General features: G+C 59.7%; 18 protein-coding genes. 5 read left to right on the top strand and 13 right to left on the bottom strand.

The annotated features are described in order from the left end of the window. Positions 1–20: 20 nt before the first annotated feature. Complete coding sequence (locus tag ABAC402_RS22075) at positions 21–815, top strand: sugar phosphate isomerase/epimerase (RefSeq protein ID WP_023447793.1); 795 nt, start codon at positions 21–23, stop codon at positions 813–815. Positions 816–913: 98 nt separating this feature from the next. On the opposite strand, the gene ABAC402_RS22070 is transcribed toward ABAC402_RS22075, so the two are convergent. Continuing rightward, the gene (locus ABAC402_RS22070; RefSeq protein WP_023447792.1) at positions 914–1,267 is read right to left on the bottom strand and encodes an endonuclease domain-containing protein; all 354 of its coding nucleotides are present in this window, start codon (positions 1,265–1,267) and stop codon (positions 914–916) included. Between the two features lie 136 nt (positions 1,268–1,403). Continuing rightward, complete coding sequence (locus ABAC402_RS22065; protein ID WP_023447791.1) at positions 1,404–3,308, bottom strand: glycoside hydrolase family 2 protein; 1,905 nt, start codon at positions 3,306–3,308, stop codon at positions 1,404–1,406. A gap of 141 nt (positions 3,309–3,449) precedes the next feature. Here ABAC402_RS22065 and ABAC402_RS22060 point away from each other — a divergent pair, with 141 nt between their 5' ends. The 3 genes from ABAC402_RS22060 to ABAC402_RS22050 all read left to right on the top strand — a co-directional run bounded on the left by ABAC402_RS22060 (position 3,450) and on the right by ABAC402_RS22050 (position 5,124). Further along, on the top strand, positions 3,450–3,770 hold the full coding sequence (locus ABAC402_RS22060) for a 4a-hydroxytetrahydrobiopterin dehydratase (protein WP_023447790.1): 321 nt from the start codon (positions 3,450–3,452) through the stop codon (positions 3,768–3,770). 136 nt (positions 3,771–3,906) lie between these two features. Further along, positions 3,907–4,629 carry a response regulator gene (locus ABAC402_RS22055; RefSeq protein WP_023447789.1) on the top strand — a complete coding sequence of 241 codons (723 nt, stop codon included), beginning with the start codon at positions 3,907–3,909 and terminating at the stop codon, positions 4,627–4,629. Positions 4,630–4,941: 312 nt separating this feature from the next. Next, complete coding sequence (locus tag ABAC402_RS22050) at positions 4,942–5,124, top strand: DUF1328 domain-containing protein (RefSeq protein WP_023447788.1); 183 nt, start codon at positions 4,942–4,944, stop codon at positions 5,122–5,124. Positions 5,125–5,247: 123 nt separating this feature from the next. On the opposite strand, the gene ABAC402_RS22045 is transcribed toward ABAC402_RS22050, so the two are convergent. The 9 genes from ABAC402_RS22045 to ABAC402_RS22010 form a co-directional block, all read right to left on the bottom strand. Further along, positions 5,248–6,006: a sensor histidine kinase KdpD gene (locus tag ABAC402_RS22045; protein ID WP_023447787.1), complete on the bottom strand. Its 759-nt coding sequence runs from the start codon at positions 6,004–6,006 to the stop codon at positions 5,248–5,250. Between the two features lie 347 nt (positions 6,007–6,353). Further along, positions 6,354–6,656 (bottom strand): hypothetical protein, encoded by a 303-nt coding sequence (locus ABAC402_RS22040; protein WP_023447786.1) that lies wholly within the window; start codon positions 6,654–6,656, stop codon positions 6,354–6,356. Between the two features lie 8 nt (positions 6,657–6,664). Continuing rightward, positions 6,665–6,838, bottom strand: coding sequence for a hypothetical protein (locus ABAC402_RS40045; RefSeq protein WP_023447785.1), 174 nt, complete (start codon positions 6,836–6,838; stop codon positions 6,665–6,667). 18 nt (positions 6,839–6,856) lie between these two features. Beyond that, positions 6,857–7,432, bottom strand: coding sequence for a hypothetical protein (locus ABAC402_RS22035; protein ID WP_155847263.1), 576 nt, complete (start codon positions 7,430–7,432; stop codon positions 6,857–6,859). A gap of 301 nt (positions 7,433–7,733) precedes the next feature. Continuing rightward, positions 7,734–9,341, bottom strand: a complete 1,608-nt coding sequence (locus ABAC402_RS22030; RefSeq protein ID WP_031235022.1) for a response regulator — start codon at positions 9,339–9,341, stop codon at positions 7,734–7,736. Further along, on the bottom strand, positions 9,334–9,804 hold the full coding sequence (locus tag ABAC402_RS22025; protein WP_023447782.1) for a response regulator: 471 nt from the start codon (positions 9,802–9,804) through the stop codon (positions 9,334–9,336). Before ABAC402_RS22025 ends, ABAC402_RS22030 begins: the two co-directional genes overlap by 8 nt. After that, positions 9,801–11,675 (bottom strand): ATP-binding protein, encoded by a 1,875-nt coding sequence (locus ABAC402_RS22020; protein WP_023447781.1) that lies wholly within the window; start codon positions 11,673–11,675, stop codon positions 9,801–9,803. The genes ABAC402_RS22025 and ABAC402_RS22020 overlap by 4 nt, the downstream gene beginning before the upstream one ends. A gap of 104 nt (positions 11,676–11,779) precedes the next feature. Beyond that, entirely contained in the window at positions 11,780–12,190 is a 411-nt protein-coding gene (locus ABAC402_RS22015; RefSeq protein WP_023447780.1) for a hypothetical protein, read from the bottom strand. A 241-nt stretch (positions 12,191–12,431) separates the two neighbouring features. After that, complete coding sequence (locus ABAC402_RS22010; RefSeq protein ID WP_023447779.1) at positions 12,432–12,725, bottom strand: DUF883 C-terminal domain-containing protein; 294 nt, start codon at positions 12,723–12,725, stop codon at positions 12,432–12,434. Positions 12,726–13,136: 411 nt separating this feature from the next. On the opposite strand from ABAC402_RS22010, the gene ABAC402_RS40560 reads away from it, so the two are divergent. Further along, positions 13,137–13,304 (top strand): hypothetical protein, encoded by a 168-nt coding sequence (locus tag ABAC402_RS40560; protein ID WP_023447778.1) that lies wholly within the window; start codon positions 13,137–13,139, stop codon positions 13,302–13,304. Positions 13,305–13,428: 124 nt separating this feature from the next. Here the strand turns inward: ABAC402_RS40560 and ABAC402_RS22005 are convergent, their stop codons facing one another. Beyond that, the gene (locus ABAC402_RS22005; protein WP_023447777.1) at positions 13,429–14,244 is read right to left on the bottom strand and encodes a sugar phosphate isomerase/epimerase; all 816 of its coding nucleotides are present in this window, start codon (positions 14,242–14,244) and stop codon (positions 13,429–13,431) included. 11 nt (positions 14,245–14,255) lie between these two features. Beyond that, positions 14,256–15,947, bottom strand: coding sequence for a GMC oxidoreductase (locus ABAC402_RS22000; RefSeq protein ID WP_023447776.1), 1,692 nt, complete (start codon positions 15,945–15,947; stop codon positions 14,256–14,258). Positions 15,948–15,963 lie beyond the last annotated feature (16 nt).

Here is a 15,963-nt window from a genome sequence, read left to right as displayed (position 1 = left end):
AAACCCTAAGGAGACGCCTCATGAATCGCCGTCATCTGCTGCTGGGCCTGTCAGGTCTGGCTATTGCCGGGACCGCCCGCGCCGCCCAAACCCTGTATGACCCGGGTGTCGAGCTCTACACCGTGCGCGATGCGCTGAAGGCCGATCCCGTCGGGACCTTCAAGAAGCTCCACGCCATCGGTTATCGCCATATCGAGACGTCCAACCTGGCCGGGATGACGGCGTTACAGTTCAAGGCGGCGCTGGACGAAGCCGATATGAAGGCGACTGCAACCCATGTCGGCCTGTCCGATCTGATGTCCAAACCGGAAGCCACCCTGGACGACAATCTGGTACTGGGTGCCAAATATGCGGTTCTGGCCTGGATCCCGCAGGATCAGCGCGGCGACTGGGCGATGTGGGCCGATCGGATGAATCGCTGGGGCGAACTGGCCAAGGAACGCGGGATCGTCTTTGGCTATCACAACCACGATTTCGAGTTTGCCGGCAAGGGACCGGAGATGCCGTTCCATATCCTGCTGGAGAAGACCGATCCCGACCTGGTGATCATCGAGCTCGATTGCTACTGGTGCAGCCTGGCCGGCCACGATCCGGTCCATGTGCTGGAAGAACACGGCGACCGCATCAAGACTTTGCACCTGAAGGACAAGACGCCATCAGGTGACATGGCTCCGGTCGGCGAAGGTATCATCCCGTGGGACAAGGTGCTCACCGTCGCCAAGGCCAAGGGCGTCGAACAGGTCTATGTCGAGCACGACAATCCGGCTGATGGGTTTGCCAGTCTGGCCAGCAGCTATAGGTATCTGAAGGGGTAATTTTTTATACCTCCCCACGCCTCTTTGCGTGGGGAGGGGGACCGCTCGAACGAAACGTAGCCGAAGGCGGAGTGAGTGAGGTGCGGTGGCGGGGCGACTTACTTTTGGCTCAGCCGTGCTACGACGGTCAGCCAAACACCGTCAGCTGCCCCGTCCGGATCACGAAAAATCTCTCCTGCAGGAATGCGATAAACTTCGATACCCTGCTCGTTCAGCCAGCGGTCTCGGCGTTCGTCGCGGTCAGGATCGTGAAGGGCTCCGTCGACTTCGACGCATAGTTTGACCTTGTGGCAATAGAAGTCGAGAATATAAGGCCCTTTGGGATGCTGGCGGCGAAAAGCGATTCCATCGCCATCCCTGTGTTTCAGTCTATCCCACAAAAGGAATTCCGGCGTCGTTAGCTCGCGCCGCATTTCCTTGGCGAGGGCCAATTTGCGGATGTCCCTTTTCATGGTCTCAAACTATCAATCTACGGCGTTTTCGTAAAGTCGCCCCACCACCACATCTCACTCGCTGGCGGCCTGCGGCCTGGCTCGCTCGTGCGGTCCCCCTCCCCACGCGAAGAGGCGCGGGGAGGTATAAAAAACCTCAGTGCTCCGCCGCTTTTTTCCGGTAATACTCACTCAGCACGAAAAACGCCCTTTTCCGTTGGCCGGTTTCCGAAACCAAGCCCTTGCGATTCCAGCCCTCCTGCCAGGTGGTCTGGCGGCGCGGTGAACGGAAATCCTTCAAAATCCACGGCGACATGCCGCGCAGGAACGGAATCTTGTCCGCCATGGCCAGGGTGCCGTTGTAGAAATCGACCTGATAGTCCTCGCTGAAGCGGCTGTGATGGTCAGCATCGAAATGGCCGTATTGCGCATCGGCGCCGAACTCCGACAGCAACAAGGGTTTGCCCGAGGCGCTGTGCCACACCGTGTTGGGCACGTCCTCGATTTTATCGTTGCCGTACCAGCCGTTATAGGTGTTGACCGCCAGCACATCCAGTTCCGAGACGATCGGGTCGTCGATGGTGATGTCGATACGACCGTCGACGATCTGGCGGTGGCTCAGCAATGCCGCCGAGACCAGCCGGGTGCCGTCGATGGCGCGGGCGTGCTGCGCCATGGCGGTGTAGAAGCTGTTGCGGGCGTCGCTGATCGGAGTCTCGTTGCCGATGCTCCAGATGATGATCGAGGCGCGGTTGCGGTCACGCAGGATGTTCTCGGCTTGCATGCGCTGGGCGGCTTTCAGCACGGTTGGGCTGTCGAACTTCACCGTCCAGTAGACGGGAACCTCGGACCACACCAACAGGCCCATTTCATCGGCCATGCGCGTCATCACCTCCGAATGGGGATAGTGCGATAGCCGGACATAGTTGCCGTTCAGCCCGTACTTGATCTCGCCCAGCAAAGCGCGCGCCGCCGATTGCGTAATGATGCGCTGGGGCGAGGTGCCGAACTCTTCCTCGTGCAGCGAGATGCCGCGCAGATAGATGGGTTCGCCATTCAGCAGGATATCGGCGCCGCGGACCTCGATGGTGCGAAAGCCGATGCGGTCGCTGACGGTATCGTCGCCGGCCTTGACGGTGACATCGTACAACACCGGCGTGTCCGGCGACCAGCGCTTCAGGCTTTTCGGCGCGGCGGCGCTCAGCGATACGCGGCCATGGGCGTCGGTCGTGCCCTTCAAGGTCAGTTTCAAAGCCGGAATGGCCACCTCGACCGCGGTTCCAGCCTTGCCGGCGCCTTCCAGGGCGACATCGACGGCGAAGCGGCCGTCCTTCGTGAGGCGGATAAAGTCGTCATCGACAAAGGTCTGCGGCGTGATAACCAGACGGACATCGCGGGTGATGCCGCCATAGGTTTCCCAGTCGGTGATGGTCGGTGGCACTGTGTCGGCGGAGCGCTTGGAATCGACGGCGACGATCAGGTTGTTGTCTTTGTCGCGCAGGATATCCGTGACCTCGAAGCTGAAGGGGGTGAAGCCGCCTTCGTGGCTGCCGACCTTGCGGCCATTGAGGTAGACATCGGCGCGGTAATCGGCGGCGCCAAAGCGCAGAAACACCCGCTTGCCCGAACGCGCGGGCGCGTCGAAGGTCTTCAGATACCACATCAGCCCGTCGTAGTGGCGCGTCTCCGGGTCGTAACCGATCCACGAGCCCGGCACCTGGGTCACCGGCGCGCGGTGGATGTCGTGTTCGAACAGGGCGTTGGGGTTTTTCGCCATGGCGTCGGCGACGCTGATGTCCATGGCGCGGCCCTTGGTCGGGTCGTGGGGCTTGCCGTGAAAGTCGTAGAGGCCATCACGGTAGGGGTCGAGCGACCAGTGCCACGGTCCGGACAGGCTGACACCTGTGCGCAGATCGCCATTGACCAGGATATATTGCGGCGTGACATCGGCGTAGGTAGCGTTATCCGCGGGGGCCGCCGGGTTGGCCAGGACGGCCATGGGTGCGCCTAGCGGCGCCGTCGCCATCACAAAAGCCAGAACCCAGTGTTTCAGTACCTTCAAGACGACCTCCCGTATATTTGTTTTCAATGGACTTAACCCGCCGTTCGACGCCTGACAACGGCTTTACCGTCTGAGGGTTCCAAGGCCATTGGCGTTTGATGGTTTTGGGTTCATGATGCGGCAAAACTGGAGGCGACCGCCGTGCACAAGCTCAAGGAAAACGAATTGCTGGCCCTGACCCAGGACTGCCCGCGTTGGAAGATCGATCCGGACGGCAAGTCCATCCGCGCTGACCTTAGCTTTGCCGACTTCAAGGCGGCCTTTGCCTTCATGGTAGCGGTCGCTGCCGAAGCTGACCGTCTCGACCACCATCCCGAATGGTTCAATGTCTATAACCGGGTGCAGATTCGCCTAACCACGCATGATGCCGATGCGGTCACTGACCGCGACCAGGCCCTGGCACGTTTCATCGAACAGGCGGCCTTGTCCAGCGGGGTCAGTCCGGCGACCTCGCCGGCATGAAACAGCCCGGACCCTCCCCAGGCAACTCGCATTTATTTTTTATATTTGACCTCCTACATGTTATACATTCTTCGGGGCGGCTCTATCCATTTTCCGTTATCCGGGGACGTGCTTATTTTACCATTTGGGACGTCACATGCTGGAAAAGAAAAACACAGTTCTGATTGTGGATGATGAAGACGAAATCCGCAAGATGCTGAGCATTTTTCTCGAAGCCGCAGATTTCAAGGTATGCGAGTGCGACAGTGGTAAACAGGCCCTGCGCCTGTCCGCCTCAGTCCGCCCCGACCTTATCCTGCTCGACCTCGGCCTGCCGGATATCGATGGCAAGGAAGTCATCGCCAAGATCCGCGAATGGTCGAATGTGCCGATCGTCGTGCTGACCGCGCGTTCGGAAGATGCCGATGCCGCGCCGGCGTTGAACGTTGGTGCCGACGACTATGTCACCAAGCCATTTTCCGCAGAAGTGCTGCTGGCCCGCATTAATGCCAACCTGCGCAAGTCGGCGGTGAAGGAAGTCGGGGAACCAGAAATCGTTCATGGCCCGATCCGCATGGATCTGGTCCGCCACGAAGTCTTTATTGACGGCGAGCGTATCGGCTTCACGCCCAAGGAATACGACCTGCTGCGCTTTTTCCTGGTCAATCGCGGCCGTATGCTGACGCACAAGCAGATACTAAAAGAGGTCTGGGGACCTGCGCACCTCGAGGATACGCAGTATTTGCGCGTCTATATCGGCCAGGTCCGCGACAAGTTGGAGACCCGACCGGGGCTGGGCAAGTCGATCGTATCGGAATCCGGTATCGGCTACCGCATGGACCTGATCACACAGGAGCCGGCAAAGGTCAGCGGAGCTTAAGCACCAAGTCTGTCTGTTGGTAGTGGAGACCAGGCCCGGCAGAACGCCGGCCCTGGTTTTTTAGAGCGGGGTTTTGAAGGAATCAAAGCCCAGCTCCAAGCCTTTGTTTCGCCGCGCAATTTCTTCGAAAACGGGAGCGCCCGTGCGGTGGCGTCCACTTTATCGGATCGCGCTCCAATGTGCGGTATTTCACTTGAACGGTTTGATGTTTTCCTTATTTTGCAACCGATGCTCGCCTTTGTATATTTATCGGAGCGAGCCTATCCTATCCTCGACCCCGGCTCCAGGCCGGTGGCCTGACAGGAGAACACCATGCTGAACTGGATTGTAACCTTCTTTATCTTGGCGGTCCTTGCCGCCTTTTTCGGCTTTACCGGCCTGGCCGGGACATTCGCCGAAATCGCCAAGTTCATTGCCGTTATCTTTGTTGTGCTGTTTATCGCCAGCCTGGTCTACCGCATGATCACCGGTCGTAGCGCCAATCCACCGTTATGACGGCAGCGCGCATCTGACAAACAAAAGCCGGCCCTTGCGGCCGGCTTTTTGTCGAACTGGACCCGATCCCGACGCGTCGTGGTCCCAACGGACAAGCCTTGCCGCCGCGTGGCAGGTTCAGAATTACGGCTTGCGGTTATCCGAGTAGATCAGCGTGAATACGGCTCCGCCTTCGGAATGGTTGGCCAGCTCGATCCGGCCATGGAGCAGCCGCATGATATGCTGACATATGGTCAGGCCCAGTCCAGTGCCGGCAGCCTGCTGATCGGACTTCTGCAGTCGGGTGTATTTGTCGAAGACGGCTACCTGCTGGTCGTCGGGGATGCCCTCGCCATGGTCGCGGATGCGGACAAAGCCGTACCCGTCCTTCATGCCATAGGCAACCTCGACCAGAGGCGGTTCCTTTCCTCGCGACTTCTGTGCCTTGCGGCTGCCGAACTTGAAGGCATTGTGCAGAACCAGGCCGATCGCCCGTGCGCCCAGCATCGGGTCAGTGACGATCTCGTCGTGGGTTCCGACCGGCGTGATCTCCAGTTCGCCGCGCGTTTTTAGCGGCCCCAACCGCGACAGAGAGTCCTGAATCATCTGACCCAGATGAGCCGATTCGAAGCGCGGGCGCACCGCGTCTGCCTCGAACTTGGCCATGTCCAGGATGTTGGTGATGAAATAATCGAGCCGGAAGGCTTCCGTAAGGGCGGAACTGACCAAGGTCTTACGCTTGTCCTCTGACAGTTTGCCGTCCAGAAGCGTCATGACCTCGAGCGAACCGATAATCGTGGCCAGGGGTGTCTTGAGGTCGTGGGACACTGACGACAGCATCTGTCGGTGCAGGTACTCGCGGATTTCATCGTGCGACGGAGAGGACATTTCGTTGGCAGGCATGAAGGTTTCTAACGCGATTGTGCGGCCAACGCTACCGCACCGAAAAAGAAAACAGGGAGCAGGGCTCATGCCTTGCGCCTGTTTCTGGATTACCGCCCTGCCCAAAAGGGGTCCGGTACAGGCCTATCTCATCACGCCGAAAAGATAGAGCAGAATGAGGGTAGGGATTGGCACGCCCACCAGCCAAAGTAAAATGCCTTTCATGGGTGTCGTCTCCGTTCCTGTTAATCCTGGCCGTCCCCGGAGCGCAATCCGATAAAGTGTGCTGCACCGCACGGGCGCTCCCGTTTTCGGCTAAATTGCGCGACAAACCAAAACTTAGAGCGGGGTTTTGATTCCATCAAAACTCATTCCGCTTTAGCTTTCGACATGGCGCTGGACGTCGACTTGCCGGCCTTCTGCAGACCCTTGGCCGCGTCGTCGCCAGCCTCTTCCAGGTTCTCGCCGACGCTGGACAGGGTGTCGCTGTCCCTGACGTCTTCGATGGCCTTGCTTGCCGCCGTGGGCACGGCGTCTATCGCTTCACCGACATGGTCACCGACGGTCGTGGTATGACTCTTGTTGTAGAACCAGATGACGGCGATTATCGCTGCGATGATTGCCAGGACCAGCAGAAGATGTCCAAGTCCGAAACTGCGCCTTGTAGTCATGGTTTGGTTCAGTCCTCAACATGTTCAGCGATGTGAATGTAGGTCACCAGATCTTCGCGGTCTTCGTCCTCGTCGAACAGTTCCGGCGGAAGATCGTCGTCATAGATTTCACCGTCCAGGCTGGGCTGACCAATCGGCGCCGGCTGCTGGCGGGTGGGGTAGGGGGCGATGTGCACATGCATGGCGAGATCCTTGCTGCCTCAGACGGCGCCGGGCCGGCGCACTTCAGGTTGGGTGACGGGCGGAATGTCGGGCTGCAGATCCGGAGAGGTTTCCGGCTCTTGCGGGTCTGACGGCACTTCGGGCTGGCCCGGATCCGGCACCGGGTCGGGTGTCGGCTCGCCAGGATCTGGAAGATCAGGTTCAGCAAGGCTGGTATCAGCAAAGGTCGAGTCAAAGGCCGGTATCAACATGGTGATGCGGCGCAGGGCACGTGACACCTCGTCTGTGCGGTGCTGCTGGTCGCGCGTTGCGGGAGTGCCCCCTTCGTCTTCCAGACGGAGATAGTCCTCCAGACTTAGGGCCAGCTCCTTCTGCGCGTCGTGAAGCGTGTCAAGACCCGTATGGGTCAGCTTCTGAACGGCATTGAGGCCGTCGAGATATGCGTCTGTCCAGGCATTGAGGTTTTCGATCTGCGCTTTGACGTCAGCCTTGAGGCGGGCGCCTTCGCAGCCGTTGAGCAGCTTGCGCAAATCACGCGCTACCTTCTCGACGTCCTCGAGGTGCGAGGTCGCCGGTGCGGCAGCGCGCAGGGTATGATCGGTTTGATCGGCCATCACGTTCATCGCTTCCTGTTCGGGGCGACGTACGCCCCCGGTTGAACCGACGATATTCTAAGGTCTGCAAGTGCGCAGTGTCGAAGCTGGGGTGCGACTGTAAGGAGCTTGTAAGGCGTTTTGAACCACGGATGGATAAGGATCAACACGGATGTTCAGGTGTTTCCGAGATCAGGCTGCTCCTGGGACGGCAGGGCTATTTGAAACGCGAAACAACGTTCGGAATTCCAGAATGCCAATGCCGCTTCGCGACGCGGTCAGACATTGCCTGAAATGCGTGTCTATCCGTGGTTCAAAAGCCTTACCGAATCTGGCCCAGTTTCATCGCCAGGATATCCGGCAAAACCGGCTTGGAGATATAGTCGTCCATGCCCGCCGCCAGGCAGCGTTCTCGGTCTCCGGCCAGGGCATGGGCCGTCACGCCGATAATGGTGTTGCGCTGGTCTTCGTCCTCCAGCTCACGGATGCAGCCGGTGGTTTCCAGACCGTCCATGCCATGCATCTGGACGTCCATAAGGATGGCGTGAAAAGGCCGTTCTCGTGCCCGCAAGATGTGGATCGCGTCTACACCCGATGCCGCCGCCACGGCATCGTAGCCCAACTCCTCCAGCATCAGGGAAAGCACCATGATGTTCGGAGCATAGTCCTCGACGATCAGCACCATCGGCTTAACCTCACCCTCCATCGGCCGGCGTCGCGGCATCTCCGGCTCGGGCATTGCCTCGTGGGCGACGCCGCGCTGTAGCCGCAAGGTAATGTGGAAGATCGAACCTTCGCCCGGCCGGCTTTCGACGCGGATATCGCCCCCCATGAGTTCGACCAGCGACCGGGCGATCGAAAGGCCAAGGCCAGAGCCGCCGTAACGCCGGGTGATGGTCTCGTCCGCCTGGGTGAATTTGTCGAAAATCAGCGGAAGCTTTTCCCGCTCGATGCCGATGCCGGAATCGCTCACGGTCATATGCAGAATCATATGGTCGTCGCCGTCGGAGGTCGCCTCGGCACGCAGGGAAATCTCTCCCGAATCGGTGAATTTCAAAGCATTGCTGACCAGATTCATCAAAACCTGCTGAAGCCGCGTCCGATCACCCATCAGTACCGCGCCGTGCGACGTGTCGTCCACGTGAAGCGTCAGGCCCTTGCGAGCGACATCCTGTTCGAACATGACGCGAATGTCGCGCAGGATGGCCGAGACCTCGAACGGAAGTTGCTCCAGGTCGATGTGATCGTCCTCGATGCGGCTGATGTCGAGCAGGTCGTTGATCAGCTTCAGCAGCAGGTCGGCATTGGTGCGCAACGTATCGACAATTTTCTTCTGCTCGTCGTTCAGCGGCGACTTGGCCAGGACGCTGGCCAGGCCCGTGACCACGTTCATCGGCGTGCGGATCTCATGGCTCATCGTCGCCAGGAAGCGGCTCTTGGCCTGGCTGGCCGCCTCGGCGCGCTCCTTGGCGTGCTGCAACTCGTCGCGCTGCTGGGCGTTTTCGCGCAGCAGCCGCTCCTTGGTGAAGGCCGAGGTCATGATGGCCGGCAGCAGGTCGAGATAGGTCTGGTTGACGTCCTTGACGGCGTAGTCGGCGGCGCCTTTTTCCAGGGCTTCCAGGGCGATGCGTTCGTCGCCGCCAGTGGTCAGGATCACCGCGGGTGGCGGAAGCGGCATCTGACCCAGGTGATCGAGCAGTTCCAACCCGTTCATGCCTGGCAGGTTGTAGTCGACCAGGACGAGGTCGTAGACCGACGCTTTAAGGGCTTCCAGTCCGGCCTCTGCGCTTTCTACCGTCTCCACCGTCAAACCGGCACGTTCCATGCGCCGCTGCAGCAGTCGCGCCAGGGCAGCATCGTCCTCGACATAGAGGATGCGATGCATCGTCGGATGCGGGGTTGGTTTTCCGGAATTGGTGGCATCACCCATGGGGATTATCGGGGACGGCGTCGGGAGTATGGGGTACGCGCACGATGGTCAGCATCAGCCCCAGTTTACCTATCGCCTCGGAAAAGGCCTCATAGCCGACCGGCTTGGTCATAAAGCCATTGCACCCCAAAGCATAGCACTGGTCAACATCTTTCGGATGGTCGGTGGTGGTCAGCACAACGACCGGGATCATCTGGGTGGCGTTGTCGGCCTTCAGCCGGCGCAAAATCTCGAAGCCATCAATGTCGGGCAGGTTCAGGTCCAGCATGATGACCCTTTGCTCCTGCGGTTTTGCGGCTCCGAAGGACGGGAAGAAATAATCGATCGCCTCGCTGCCGGTACTGAGGTGGACTATCGGATTCAACACACCGGCGCGTCGGAGACTGCGGCAGATCAGGGCAGCATGGCCCGGATCGTCCTCGACCATGACGACCGAAAAAGGCTGGGCATAGGCTGCCATCATCTCCGGCCTCCCTTGTTGGCGAGCGCTTGGACCACTTGACGACCTTCGTCGGCTGGCGGACGCAGTCCATCCAGTGATTTCTTTGGCAGGCTGAAGTAGAAGGTGGTGCCGCGGTCAAGCGCCGATTCGAACCAGATCGCGCCGGCCATGCGGCGCAGGGATGCCTTGACGAAGGCCATGCCGATGCCCAGTCCGCGGACATCGCCGGTATTGCGTGCCCGCCGGAAGATGTTGAACACCCGGTCGCTGTCTTCGGGCGCGATACCGCGACCATTGTCGCGAACCGAAAAGATGTAGTCGCGGCCGGTTTCGTGACAGGAGATCTCGATCTTGCCGGGTTCGTCGCTGCGCAGATATTTGACCGCATTGTCGATAAGGTTGGAGAAAATTTGCTCCAGGGCCGAGCGATCGGTGATCAGGTCCGGCAGGGGCCCGACCTTGACCTCGACACCCTTATTACTGATCTCGTAGCTCTGGGCGCCCAGGCAGGTCTCAACGACGTCGCGGGCATTGACCTTCTCGTCATGATAAACGTACTTGCCTATACGCGACAGATCGAGAATGGCCGTGGTCAGCGTGTCCATGCGATCGACGGCATTGCCGATGAAGCCAAGGGCTTCGGGCACATCGCGCTTCAGGATAGTCTCCAGCTTGTCCCAGGCCGGCTGGCCGATCTGGTCCTTCCTCGTTTCCAGCAGTTCGTTGACCTCATGTACCGCGATCGCCAGTTCGTGCGAGAAGCCCTTGAGATTGACCAGGGGCGAGCGCATGTCGTGCGAGGTGATGTAGGTGAAGGCTTCCATATCGGCATTGAGCTGACTCAATTCCTCTTCGCGCGCCTTCTGTTCGCTGATGTCGGTATGGGTCCCGATGAGGCTGCGGATCTGGCCGAACCTGTCCCAGGTCCCGATCCCGCGCGACAGAATCCAGCGGTAGGTCCCGTCCTTGTGCTTCATGCGAAAAACATTGCTGTAGTGCGGAGTCTTCTTGGTAATGTAGGCGCGCCGGACCTCCAGCGAGGTCTCGACATCGTCGGGGTGGATCAAATTGATTGCGGTCTCGGCCATTTCCGTCAGTTCGTTCTCACCGTAGCCCAGCATGGCCTTGAATTCCCTGGACATGAACATGGTGTCGTTGACGAAGTTTAGCTCATAGAGTCCGTCATTGACTCCGTTCATCACGGCCAGAAAGCGCGATTCAGCGCGGCGGTTTTCGTCCTCGGCCTTTTCCTTTTCGCTCTCCAGCCGGATGATCAGCACCGTGCCCGCCAGCAGGATGCCAACCCCCAGTACCGTGCCAAAAATCAGGATGTAGAGGAAGTTGTTACGCTGTCGGTTGACCAGCTCGACCTGTTTGCGCAGCATGGCGAGCCGTTTTTCGATGCTGGCCTCAACCGTGATGCGCAGGCGGTCCATCTGCTCCGTTTCGCGGTCCATCTCGCTGGGCGAAATGGTGGTGCGGCCGTACGTCTGGACATAGCTGACCTGACTGGCCAGGAGGGTCTGGATGGTCGCGATCTGCTCCAGCCAGGCATGGGTTTCGGCAAAGGAATTGGGCTCGTAATAGGTTTGGTTACGAAGCGCGAAGATCTCGTCGCGCAGCCTGTCATTGGCCTTGTTGTAGGGTTCCAGGAACTTGGTCTTGCCCGACATGACATAGCCGCGCACGCCGGTTTCCATGTCGACCACGTCGCTCAGGATCTGCCGGCTCTGTCGTATGTTCTCATACTGGTAGATGGTGTATCTGTGCGACTGCTGGACGCGTTCGTACTGGCCGTAGATGACCATGATGAAGCCGCACAGCGCGATGGCGATCACGGCGAAGAAGGCCAGATAGACCTCTTTTACAGTAATTCCCCAGGGCAAGCGCATGATTAACCGGCCAGCTTTTTTGATAGTACCAGATCGTCCGATATTGGCTTCCGACACTGGCTTCCAGTATTGGCATGCCCGGTCCTGCGGCTCAAGCTTTCGGCCTACTGCGAGGCCTGACGACCGCGCAGGCCGGAAACAAACGAGTCTGCGACCCTGCCGACGCGATCAGCGACCTTGCTGACGACCGGAGTCTGGGCATGGAACACCAGATCAATATCGGCGCGGACGGCGGCCCAGGTGCGCAGGGCGGCGAAAGTGGTCAGACCGATGGTGACCAGCGCCAGACCTCCGGCCACCGGACCAGCGGTGGAAATCGCGGCGCCGGCTTCCAGCATTTGCGCGTAGATGAGCCACAACAGGGAGGCAACCAGCAGCGCCGCCATAACGGCGGCGAACACGCCCAACATGACGAAGACCGCCATCCCGGCGAGGGCGCGCAGGACATACGGCTTGGAATTTTTCAGCCTATGACTGTCCGACACCAGTTCCATGAGCCGCATGATAACCGACATCGTGTTCTCTCGGGCGAAAAAACAGGCCCCATAAAAGTTTGGGAGCGGAACATGGCCAGGACACCCTGTTCCGCTCCGGCATCGGGCTGTCACTAGAGCGCAATCCGACAAAGTGGACGCCACCGCACGGGCGTCCCCGTTTTCGGAAAAATTGCGCGTCAAAACAAAAACTTAGAGCGGGATTTTGATTCCATCAAAACTCATCCCGCTCTAGGGGAGGGCTGCTGGCCCGATGCCAACCTTATCGACGGGCGAGAAGCGCGCCGAGAACAAAGCCGGCGCCGAGCGCAATGGCGCTGGAGCGGATCGGTTCGGACTTGATTTCCGTGGTCAGCTTGTCGGACGCGTCGCGGGTCCGGTCGACCGCCTTATCGACAAAACTGCGCACCTTTTGGCCGGCATCCAAGGCGTAGTCGCTGACATTTTGCAGGCCATCTTGGCCATTGCCTTTGGCATCGCGGACGGCGTTGCGGAGGTCGTTTTCGGCCAGGCTTTTCGTGACGTTGGCAGCGGCTTTGGTCGCGGAAGACAGCATGGGTAGACTCCAGTACAAACAAAACGAGTTCAGATTTTTCGGAGGAGAAAAAAGGGCTCACGTCCACGGATTGCTTGCACGGCTTGTCCGGGGTCTTAGGCTAGGGGGGGCGGTAAAGAGCCCCGGACTGTGCCGCGCCGGAAACCGTGGACGTGATGATCCAAGATTGCTGCATCGGATTTAAGGAAGCCATGCTGACGTCGGCGGATTTTATAAAGCGCTCATAAAGATGCGCCGAAAGCCTGCAATACGTAACAGTTGTCCACAGGTTTGGCCGGTGTCGCAACGTCTTGATTCGATCTTTATGGATGGGGGAACAGGCGCGCGCATCAAACTTATGCGGCGGCGCGTAGGGTCGTTGCATTCGCTGGCGAGGTCGCCGCGATACCCCTTTTTGCCAGGAGACATGACATGACGATTAAATCGACAATAAAGGAAACCGTCGGCGCCGCCGAGGAAGAGCTGGGCGAGGCCCTGCACAACGACAAGATGGCCGACAAAGGCCGGGCGCTGCGCAACGAAGGTCGTATCGGCAGCGGCAAGTTGCCCAAGACGTCGGTTCCGGGGACGGAAAAGTAAGGTTTGTCCGTCGTCAGGCGTATCCCACCTCCCGCATGACTCGCCCTTCGGCCGCTCCCTGGCCGGAGGGCGTTTTTTTGCAGTGGCCGCTACACCGCGGGCGTCGGACAGGCCCAGGCGTAAATCACGCCTTGGTCAGATACGCATAGCTCGCCTGCAGGCTGGCAAAGGCGTCTGTGGGGTTATCGTGCTCGACAAATACGTTCGTAACGCCCTTTTCCCTGGCCGCTTTCAACACCGCCGTATAGTCGATCACGCCCGAGCCAACCGAGGTCATCTTGCCGTCAGCCGACTTGTCCTTCAGGTGCAGCAGCCTGATGCGGTCGCCATGCTCATGCAGGACATGGAGCGGATCGTGGCCGGCAAAGCTGGCCCAGTAACAGTCAAGCTCAATCGCCACCTTGGCCGGGTCGGTCACGTCCATCAGGATATGAAACGGCATGCCTTCGGCGGTCTTCTCGAATTCAAAGTCATGGTTGTGATAGGCCACCGTGATGCCGCGCGCCTTGGCCAGGTCTGCCCAGCGATTCATCTGTTCGCCCAGCCTGGCCCAGTTATTACGGCGTTCCGGCGCCAGCCAGGCCAGTACAGCGTACTTGCCACCGAGCGTCGCCACCTCGTCCAGCGCCGCTTCGGGCCTGTTGAACCAGTCGTCGTGTCCCACGTGGCTGGAAACGGCCTTCAACCCCGCCTGATCCAGGAAACCACGAATTTCGGCCGCGCTGCGCCCGGCCAGACCGGCCGTTTCGACCTCACTGAAGCCGATGGTTTTGATCTTTTGCAGCGTAGCGAGCGGATCGGCCTGAAAAGCGTCACGCACCGTGTAAAGCTGCATGCCCAGATTATGATAGGGGTGGGCCTGGGCAACACCGGCGCCGGCCAGGCTGAGCGCGAGACCTCCCATCAGGAAGCCGCGGCGCGAAGGGGGACAGGCGTTCATGGGGACTTCCTTTAAATGACGTTGGCCTTGACCTGTTTCACGGCGTAGTCGGCGGCGCGCGCCGTCAGGGCCATGAAGGTGATCGACGGGTTGACGCAGGACGTGGAAGCCATCTGGGCGCCGTCGGTGATGAAGAGGTTCGGCGCGTCGTGCGCCTGGCTCCACTTGTTGACGACCGAGTCCTGCGGACTGTGGCCCATGCGCGCGCCGCCCATTTCGTGGATGGCGTCGCCCGGTACGTGCTCGCGCTGTTCGGCTTTGACATTTTTCAGGCCGGCGGCGGTCAACATGCGGACGCCTTCCTGTTTGGCATCGGCCATCATTTTATATTCATTGTCCTGGAAGGTGACATTGAATACGGCCAAAGGTACGCCGTAACGATCGACCTTAGTCGGCGACAAGGTCAGGGTGTTGTTGCGATAGGGCAGGCATTCACCGAAGGCCATCATCCCCATGCGCCAAGGCCCGTACTCGCGCAGTTGCTGCTTCATATCGGCGCCGAAGCCTTCCGGCCATTTCGGCCCGCGGCCGGCGCCGCCCTGGAAGCCATAGCCGCGCAGGAAGTCGACCTCTTCCTTCTGGTCATCACGCAGGTTGCGGAAGCGCGGGATATAGATGCCGCCCGGGCGACGGCCGTATTCGATTGACTGCTCAAAGCCCGGCACCTCGCCAGAAATGCTGACCCGGAAGATGTGGTCCATGACATAACGGCCAAGAGTCCCGCTTTGGTTGGCAAAGCTGTCCGACCGTCCGTCTGCGCGGGAGTTAAGCAGGATTTGCACCGAAGCCATGGCAGAGGCGCACAGGAAGACGATGCGTGAGCGGTAGACCTTGGCTTCCTTGGTATTGGCGTCGATGACGCGGACTCCGGTGACTCGCTTTTTGGCTTCATCGTATTCGAGGCTGGTCACCACGGCGTCGGAAATCAAGGTCAGGTTGTTGGTCGCGCGCGCCGCCGGCAGAGTTACTGCCTGGGTCGAGAAATAGGCCCCGAAGGAACAGCCGCGGGAGCACTGGCTGCGACTCTGACAGCGCGAACGGCCCTGTTCCGGCTTGTCCTCAGTCAAGTTGGCGACGCGGTTATGGATGAATTTACGGTTGGGTACCTTGGTCTGGAACTGCGACTGCACCCAGGTTTCAGCGACGTTCATCGGATGCGGCGGCTGGAACTCGCCGTCGGGCAGTTCATCAAGCCCGTCGCGGTTGCCGGCAATACCGGCATAGGACTCCGCGTAGGAATACCACGGCGCGATGTCGTCGTAGCGGATCGGCCAGTCGTTGCCGTAGCCATCCTTCTTATTGGCCTCGAAATCGGCAGCGTTCCAGCGCAGCGACACCCGGCCCCAAAGGATCGACTTGCCGCCGACAATGGCCGGACGAACCCAGCGGAAGTCCTTGCCTTCATCATAGGCATAGGGGTTGAGCCGGTCATTGTTGAAAAAATGTGTTTTGTCGGAGCCTTCGGCGCCGCCGAACCGGCTCTTGAAGTGGTCCTTTTCGACCACGGCTTTCTGGGTTTGGCCACGGAAGGGCAGTTCCCACGACCCCTTGCCCTCGCCGGGATAGTCGCCGTGCTCGACCATGTAACCACGGTCCAGCATGAGCACCTTCATGCCCTTTTCGGTAAGTTCCTTGGCAGCCCATCCACCACTGATACCCGATCCGATGACGATGGCGTCGAACTCATAAGACGCGTCTTGCATGTGTTTCTCTCCTGGA

The sequence above is a fragment of the Asticcacaulis sp. AC402 genome (assembly GCF_000495835.1).
In the GTDB taxonomy this organism is placed as follows: Bacteria; Pseudomonadota; Alphaproteobacteria; order Caulobacterales; family Caulobacteraceae; genus Asticcacaulis.
This window is presented reverse-complemented; position numbering and strand designations above follow the sequence as displayed.

Bases quoted from the DNA above. Each gene is read 5' to 3' on its own strand.
- ABAC402_RS22075 (WP_023447793.1), top strand. From the start codon at position 21: ATGAATCGCCGTCATCTGCTGCTGGGCCTGTCAGGTCTGGCTATTGCC.
- ABAC402_RS22070 (WP_023447792.1), bottom strand. From the start codon at position 1,267: ATGAAAAGGGACATCCGCAAATTGGCCCTCGCCAAGGAAATGCGGCGC.
- ABAC402_RS22055 (WP_023447789.1), top strand. From the start codon at position 3,907: ATGCTGGAAAAGAAAAACACAGTTCTGATTGTGGATGATGAAGACGAA.
- ABAC402_RS22050 (WP_023447788.1), top strand. From the start codon at position 4,942: ATGCTGAACTGGATTGTAACCTTCTTTATCTTGGCGGTCCTTGCCGCC.
- ABAC402_RS22045 (WP_023447787.1), bottom strand. From the start codon at position 6,006: ATGCCTGCCAACGAAATGTCCTCTCCGTCGCACGATGAAATCCGCGAG.
- ABAC402_RS22040 (WP_023447786.1), bottom strand. From the start codon at position 6,656: ATGACTACAAGGCGCAGTTTCGGACTTGGACATCTTCTGCTGGTCCTG.
- ABAC402_RS40045 (WP_023447785.1), bottom strand. From the start codon at position 6,838: ATGCATGTGCACATCGCCCCCTACCCCACCCGCCAGCAGCCGGCGCCG.
- ABAC402_RS22035 (WP_155847263.1), bottom strand. From the start codon at position 7,432: ATGGCCGATCAAACCGATCATACCCTGCGCGCTGCCGCACCGGCGACC.
- ABAC402_RS22030 (WP_031235022.1), bottom strand. From the start codon at position 9,341: ATGGGTGATGCCACCAATTCCGGAAAACCAACCCCGCATCCGACGATG.
- ABAC402_RS22025 (WP_023447782.1), bottom strand. From the start codon at position 9,804: ATGATGGCAGCCTATGCCCAGCCTTTTTCGGTCGTCATGGTCGAGGAC.
- ABAC402_RS22020 (WP_023447781.1), bottom strand. From the start codon at position 11,675: ATGCGCTTGCCCTGGGGAATTACTGTAAAAGAGGTCTATCTGGCCTTC.
- ABAC402_RS22015 (WP_023447780.1), bottom strand. From the start codon at position 12,190: ATGTCGGTTATCATGCGGCTCATGGAACTGGTGTCGGACAGTCATAGG.
- ABAC402_RS22010 (WP_023447779.1), bottom strand. From the start codon at position 12,725: ATGCTGTCTTCCGCGACCAAAGCCGCTGCCAACGTCACGAAAAGCCTG.
- ABAC402_RS40560 (WP_023447778.1), top strand. From the start codon at position 13,137: ATGACGATTAAATCGACAATAAAGGAAACCGTCGGCGCCGCCGAGGAA.
- ABAC402_RS22005 (WP_023447777.1), bottom strand. From the start codon at position 14,244: ATGAACGCCTGTCCCCCTTCGCGCCGCGGCTTCCTGATGGGAGGTCTC.
- ABAC402_RS22000 (WP_023447776.1), bottom strand. From the start codon at position 15,947: ATGCAAGACGCGTCTTATGAGTTCGACGCCATCGTCATCGGATCGGGT.